The organism is Nonomuraea terrae (assembly GCF_004348995.1).
GTDB classification, from domain to species: Bacteria; Actinomycetota; Actinomycetes; order Streptosporangiales; family Streptosporangiaceae; genus Nonomuraea; species Nonomuraea terrae.
Window position 1 is genome coordinate 22,489 of the sequence record NZ_SMKQ01000102.1, and the last position, 6,537, is coordinate 29,025.

At 71.5% G+C, this 6,537-nt stretch carries 8 protein-coding genes; 7 read left to right on the forward strand and 1 reads right to left on the reverse strand.

The genetic code is table 11. From position 1 onward, the window contains the following. Positions 1-26: 26 nt before the first annotated feature. Positions 27-971, forward strand: coding sequence for a LacI family DNA-binding transcriptional regulator (locus E1286_RS27490; protein ID WP_132616926.1), 945 nt, complete (start codon positions 27-29; stop codon positions 969-971). Positions 972-1,051: 80 nt separating this feature from the next. Here the strand turns inward: E1286_RS27490 and E1286_RS27495 are convergent, their stop codons facing one another. Next, positions 1,052-1,729 carry a GntR family transcriptional regulator gene (locus tag E1286_RS27495; protein WP_132616928.1) on the reverse strand — a complete coding sequence of 226 codons (678 nt, stop codon included), beginning with the start codon at positions 1,727-1,729 and terminating at the stop codon, positions 1,052-1,054. A 99-nt stretch (positions 1,730-1,828) separates the two neighbouring features. On the opposite strand from E1286_RS27495, the gene E1286_RS27500 reads away from it, so the two are divergent. The 6 genes from E1286_RS27500 to E1286_RS27525 all read left to right on the forward strand — a co-directional run. Further along, the gene (locus E1286_RS27500; RefSeq protein WP_132616930.1) at positions 1,829-2,632 is read left to right on the forward strand and encodes an FAD binding domain-containing protein; all 804 of its coding nucleotides are present in this window, start codon (positions 1,829-1,831) and stop codon (positions 2,630-2,632) included. A gap of 32 nt (positions 2,633-2,664) precedes the next feature. Beyond that, positions 2,665-3,153 carry a (2Fe-2S)-binding protein gene (locus E1286_RS27505; protein WP_132616932.1) on the forward strand — a complete coding sequence of 163 codons (489 nt, stop codon included), beginning with the start codon at positions 2,665-2,667 and terminating at the stop codon, positions 3,151-3,153. After that, complete coding sequence (locus E1286_RS51375) at positions 3,150-4,553, forward strand: xanthine dehydrogenase family protein molybdopterin-binding subunit (RefSeq protein ID WP_132616934.1); 1,404 nt, start codon at positions 3,150-3,152, stop codon at positions 4,551-4,553. The genes E1286_RS27505 and E1286_RS51375 overlap by 4 nt, the downstream gene beginning before the upstream one ends. 2 nt (positions 4,554-4,555) lie before the next feature. Continuing rightward, complete coding sequence (locus E1286_RS51380) at positions 4,556-5,578, forward strand: xanthine dehydrogenase family protein molybdopterin-binding subunit (RefSeq protein ID WP_132616936.1); 1,023 nt, start codon at positions 4,556-4,558, stop codon at positions 5,576-5,578. Continuing rightward, entirely contained in the window at positions 5,572-5,874 is a 303-nt protein-coding gene (locus E1286_RS27520; protein WP_132616938.1) for an EthD family reductase, read from the forward strand. The genes E1286_RS51380 and E1286_RS27520 overlap by 7 nt, the downstream gene beginning before the upstream one ends. After that, positions 5,871-6,537, forward strand: a 667-nt coding sequence (locus tag E1286_RS27525; protein WP_132616940.1) for an AAA family ATPase, incomplete at its 3' end; no start/stop codon positions are given. The genes E1286_RS27520 and E1286_RS27525, both read left to right, overlap by 4 nt.

Here is a 6,537-nt window from a genome sequence, read left to right on the forward strand (position 1 = left end):
TCCGTGTAACGACTGAAGGAGGATCGGTGCCGACACTCGCGGACGTCGCCGCGCTGGCCGGGGTTTCCAAGGCGACGGCCTCCCGCGCCCTGGGCCGGCCGGACCTGGCCGCGCCGGAAACGGTGGCCCGCGTCCGCGCAGCCGCTGAGCGGCTCGGATTCGTCCCCAACCGGGCGGCCACTCAGCTGGCCGGCGGGAGGACCGGAGTGGTCGCTGTCGTGGTGCCCACGCTCGACAACACCTTCTTCACCCCGATCATCGGCGGTGCCCAGGCGCGCGCGGCCGACTCGGGCATGCAGCTGACCATCGCGGTGCACTCTCTGGAGCACGCGGCCCAACTGGCCGCGGTCGAGCAACTCGCGCACCAGGTCGACGGCTTCCTGCTTACCGCGCCCCGAGGTTCGGACGAGATCGTCCGCTCGGCCGCGTCGTTCAAGCCGACCGTGCTCATCGACCGCGAGATCGAGGGCATGACCTCGGCGGTCGCCGACACGGCCACCGCCTTCGGCGCGCTGGTCGGCTGGTTCGTCGAGAAGGGTCACGAGCGCATCGTCTACATCGGGGGCCCGGAGGGGTCCTGGCAGGACCGCCAGCGCCAGGCGGCCATCCGCGCCGCGGCCGAGTCGAGCGGCGCGACGCTGACCATGCTCGGCCCCTACCCCTCGACGTTCGCCGCCGGCGTGGAGCGGGCGGACGCCGTGGTGGCCGCCCGCGCCACAGCCGTGGTCCCCTACGCGACCTCGATCGGCCTCGGCCTCATGTTCGCCCTGCTCAGTCGCGGCATCCGCGATGTCGTGGTCAGTTCTGAACGCATGGTCGTCGAGAGCCTCGCCTTGGGCGACGTCCCCTCGATCGACGTGGACGGCGAGAAGCTCGGCGAGGTGGCCATGGACCAGCTCATGACCCTCCTCGGAGAGCGCAGGGAGCTCCCACCACCCACCAGACGCCGGCTCGCTGTCCCGATCAGCTAGGCGCTCCTCGCGCGGGTCGACCGCCGGACGGAATCAGCCCACGGCCGGCGGCCGACGAAGTGCCGCGAGCTCGCGCTCGGTCAGCCCGCGGCGGAGTCGCGGGTGCGGCCGTGGGCGTCGTGCGGGAGGTCGGCGTAGTGCCATTGGTGGTCGCGGGCATGGCGGCACGCGACCTCCAGGTCGCCGTCCTCGATCGCGGCCAGCAGTTCGGCGTGGTCCTGGACGATGTCGTGCAGGTCGACCTCGGTGGCGACCATCGTGACCGCCGTCCGCGCCTCGATCTGCAGGCTCTCCCAGGTGAGCTTGAGCAGCTCGTTGTGCGCGGCCTCGACGATGCGCCGATGGAAGGACACGCTGGCGCGCGCCGACGCCTCTCCGTCGCCGCTTTCTGCGGCGGCCCGCATCGCCGCCACGTCCGCCCGCATGGCCTCCACCGGTACGGTCCCGGCCAGCAGGGCGAGCCGGGTGGCCGTCTCCTCCAGCGCCGCGCGTACGACGTAGCTTTCGCGCAGGGTCTCCTGGACGAAGGGCCGCACGAACGTGCCGCGGCGCGGCTGGGTCTCCACCAGCCGCATGGCCTCCAGCTCGCGTAGCGCCTCGCGTACGGGTGCCTGGCTGGTGCCGTAGGTCGCCGCGAGCCGCGTCTCCACCAGTCGCTCGCCGGGGCCGAAGTGGCCGGACACGATGCTGGCGACCAGCGAGTCGCGGATCTGCCGCGCCAGCGTGAGACGTGGCAACTTGGCGGGCTCTTCGGTCATGAGGTGATCCTAGCGATTATCGATCGTCCTATCAGATCGCTTGACGCTCTTCAGTCGATAATCAATTATCGATAATACCCTCACTGAGGAGGATCGCACATGGTGATCTGCGCGGTGCACGTTCCGGAATCAGCCGATGCCGCGGTCGACTGCTTGGCGGGGGGCGGCTGGATCATGGGGGGCGGCACCGTCGTGATGCCGTTGGTGAACAGCGGGGCCGCGCCCGTGACGGAGCTGGTCAGCCTGCGCCGGGCGGGGCTGGACGGCGTGCAGGTGCGCGACGGGGTGGCCACGATCGGGGCGGCGGCCACGTTCACCGCCGTCGGCGAGCAGCCGGAGCTCGCGTTCCTGCGCCCGGCGCTGCGGACGATCGCCTCCCCGACCATCCGTAACCAGGCCACCGTGGGCGGCAATCTGTTCGTCGCCCAGCCGTACGGCGACCTGGCTGTCTGCCTGCTCGCCCTCGACGCGACGTGCGAGATCGCCGGGCCGGACGGCCGGCGCGCCGCACCGGTGGCCGACGTGCTGGCATCCGGGGTCGCCGCGGGCGAGGTCGTGGTGGCGGTGCGGGTCGTGCTGCCCCAGCCGGGCACCTGGTACTACCACAAGGCCATGCGCCGTCGCCTGAACTCGGCGGCGATCGTGACCGTCGCCTCCGTCACCAGCGCCGACGGCGGCATGGTCGACTCCACCAGGATCGCGCTGGGCGGCGTCGCGTCACGTCCGGTGCGGGCGGTGTCGGCGGAGCGCCTGCTGCGGGGCCGGCCGTTGACCCACGAGGTCCTCACCGAGGCGGGCGAAGCGGCCCGCGGCGACATCGACCCCTTCGACGACGCCTACGCCAGCGCGTGGTACCGGGCGCGGGTCCTGCCCGTGCATCTGCGCCGAGCCTTCCTCCCCTAGCAGCAGTCACCAGCATCAGTAAGAGGTGGACCGTGCCGTCACAGATCGTCTCGCTCATCGTCAACGGCGAGCAACGGGAGTTCATCGCCGCGCCGGGCGCCACGCTGCTCGCGAGCCTGCGCGAGTCGCTCGGACTCACCGCGGCCAAGCGGGGCTGCGCGCAGGGCGCCTGCGGCACCTGCACCGTCCTGGTCGACGGCCGGCCCGAGGCCTCCTGCCTGGTCGCGGTGGAGACCGTCGCGGGCCGTTCGATCCGCACGCTGGAGGGGGTCGCCGCCGGCGGTGAGCTGGACGAGGTGCAGAGCGCCTTCGTCGACTGCTTCGCCACCCAGTGCGGCTTCTGCACCGCCGGCATGATCATGGTCGCCGAGGCGCTGCTCGACGCGAACCCCGAGCCGAGCGAGGAGGACGTCATCGAGGCGATCTCGGGCAACGTCTGCCGGTGCACCGGCTACCGGCCCATCGTGATCGCCGTCCTCGAGGCTGCCAGGCGCCGCCGCGAGCAGGTGGTGTCGCGATGACGTACCGGCTCGCCCCGATCGACACGAGCACCTTCACCGCCGAACGGGGCGCCTCGGGTACGGACGTCGGTGACCTCACCGTCATCGGCTCGGTGGTCCAGCGTTCCGACGCACGCGGGCACGTCACGGGGCGTACCGAGTTCTTCGAGGACGTGGCCCCGCCACGGCTCGCCCACCTGAAGATGCACCGCTCGGCCCGGCACCACGCCAGGATCCTGGACGTGGACCTGACCGAGGCCGTGGCCGTGCCCGGCGTCCTGCGGATCCTCACCCACGCCGACATCCCGAACAACCTCTACACCCCGCTCAAGCTGATCGGCGTCGGGCCGGACGACGAGCCCGTCCTGGCCGTGGACAAGGTGCGCTACCTCGGCGAGCCGATCTGCGCCGTGGTCGCCGAGACGGAGGCGGCCGCGCTGGAGGGAGCGGCCCGGATCAAGGTCACGTACGAGGACCTGCCGCCGGTCTTCGACGTCGAGGAGGCCCTGAAGGAGGGCGCGCCGCTGGTCAACGAGTACCACGGGCAGAATCACTTCATCTACGAGGGTCACCACTGCCGGCGGATCCGGTTCGGCGACGTGGAGGAGGCGTTCGCGCGGGCCGACCACGTCTTCGAGTGGCGCTACCAGTCCGCGCCGATCGAGCAGGCTCCCGTCGAGACCACCGGCTGCGTCGTCGTCCCGCAGGCCGACGGGCGGCTGCGCATCCACTCCGACACCCAGGCGTGCTTCTTCACCCTGGACAACACCGCCCTGATCCTGGAGACGCCGTTCAACACGTTACGCATCGTCGGCGGGACGGTCGGCGGCGGCTTCGGCGGCAAGGTGGACGTGGTGGTCGAGCCGGTCGCGTGCGTGGCCGCGATGCTGGCCGACCGCCCGGTCAAGTTCGTCTACGACCGGGCCGAGGAGATGCAGGTCTCCTCGCCGCGCGCCGCCGAGCGCATCATCATCAAGGACGGGGTCATGAACGACGGCCGGATCATCGGCCGCAAGGTCACGCTGTACGTCGACGCCGGCGCGTACTCCCGCCACAGCCCGTACGGGACCACGAAGGCCGCCGCGCACCTGCCCGGCCCCTACTCCATCCCGAACGTGTGGGCCGACTGCCACTGCGTGTTCACCAACCGCACGCCGTCCAGCGCCATGCGGGGCTTCGGTGTGACCATCGCCGACTTCGCGCTGGAGTCGCAGATGGACCGGATCGCCCGCGCGCTGGACCTGGACCCGCTGCGGCTGCGCCTGCTCAACGCCTACCGCGACGGGGACCTCAAGGCCCACCGCAAGGTCGCCGAGGGCACGGCCCTGGTCGAAGTGATCCAGAAGGCGGCGGAGATGGCCGGGCACGAGCTGCCCGAGGCGTACCGCCGCATGTCCTCCACGACCCGAGAAGGGCTGTAGCGATGGCGAAGCTCCGCGGGCGCGGGTACGCCTCGGTGAACTACCCGACCGGCATGAACCTGGGCGGCGACCCCTCGCAGGCGCTGATCCACGCCACCACCACGGGCACGTTCGTGATCTCGCTGTCCTCGGTGGACCTGGGCCAGGGCATCAAGACGATCGCCGCCCAGTGCGCCGCGGAGACGCTCGGCCTGCCGATCGAGAACGTGCTCGTCGACACCGCGGACACCGACACCGGCCCGCACTGCATGGGCACCTTCGCCAGCCGCGGCACCCACCGCGTCGGCAACGCCGTCATCATGGCCGCGGCCGAGGCGCGCGCCGTGATGCTGGAGGTCGCCGCCGAGGAACTGGAGGTCGACGCCGCGGACCTGGAGACCGACGGCACCGGCTTCATCAGGCTCAAGGGCGCCGAGGAGAAGGGCATCCACATCACCGACCTGGCGCTGGCCGCGCACTTCAAGCACGGTCGGACGATCTCCGGCCGCGGCATCTACCTCAAGGAGCCGAGCGTGCCGGTGCCCGAGACGGGGGAGATGGACCCCGACTCCTGCCAGGCGCACGCGTGCACGGCCGCCGCCGTCGAGGTGGACGACGAGACCGGCGTGGTCGAGGTGCTGGAGCTGTACAACGCCTACGAGGTCGGCCGGGCGCTCAACCCCGCCATGGCGACGCAGCAGGTGGAGGGCGGGGCCTGGATGGGCGTGTCGCACGCCCTGTTCGAGACCACCGAGCCCTACTACCCGTCGCGCGACCACGGGCCGCGCGACTTCGCCGGATACCTGATGCCCGGGCCCGCCGACATCCCGGTCCAGCACAGCCTGTTCCTGGAGCGCCCGGCCGCGAACGGGCCGTACGGCGCGAAGGGGATCGGCGAGATGACGGCGAACGCCCCGATCCCGGCCATCGCCAACGCGATCTTCGACGCGTGCGGCGTACGCCTGGACTCGATGCCGTTCACCCCCGAGCGTGTCCTGCGCGGGCTGGACGCCCTGCGCCGGAAATCTGAGGAGGAACCATGCTGAAAGTCATCTCGCTGCTCAAGCGGGCCGAGGGCCTGTCCCACGAGGAGTTCGCGAAGTGGGTGCTGGAGGACCACGTCGAGTTCGCCCAAAAGTTGCCCGGCCTGCGGAAGTACACGGTGAGCGTGACCAATGGCGACGGCGGCGCGTACGACTCGGTGAACGAGCTGTACTTCGACGACGAGGACGCCCGCGCGGCCGCGTTCGGCTCCGAGCACGGCAAGGCCGCGGCGGCCGACGCGGCCGCGCACACCTCCCAGCGCGTCCACCTGCTGACCACCGAACACGAACAGTTGTGACCACCGCGCCCGGCCTGCTGCGGGAGCGTGAGCTGGCCACCGCGCTGGAGGCACAGGGCTACTTCGCCGACGAGGGGTTGTGCACCGCCATCCACCTGGCGCTGCGGCTGGGCCGGCCACTGTTGCTGGAGGGCGAGCCGGGCGTCGGCAAGACCGAGGTCGCCTCGGTGCTCTCGCGCGTCACCGGCCTGGACCTGATCCGCCTGCAGTGCTTCGAGGGGCTGGACTCCGGCCAGGCCCTGTACGAGTGGGACTACCCGAAGCAGCTCCTCCAGGTCCGGGTGGCGGAGAGCCGCGGCCAGGCCGTCGGCGACCTGTACCGCGAGGAGTTCCTGCTGCGCCGGCCCCTGCTGCGCGCCGTGCAGGCCGAGCGCGGCGCGGTGCTGCTGATCGACGAGATCGACCGGGCCGACAGCGAGTTCGAGGCGTTCCTGCTGGAGTTCCTGGGCGACTTCCAGATCACGATCCCGGAACTGGGCACCGTACGGGCGCGCACGCCGCCGATCGTGGTGCTGACCTCCAACCGCACCCGCGAGCTGCACGACGCGCTCAAGCGGCGCTGCCTGTACCACTGGATCGCCTTCCCCGAGCCGGACCGCGAGCGGGCGATCCTGCGCACGGCGGTTCCCGGGCTGGCCGAACAGGCGGCGGAGGGGCTGGTGG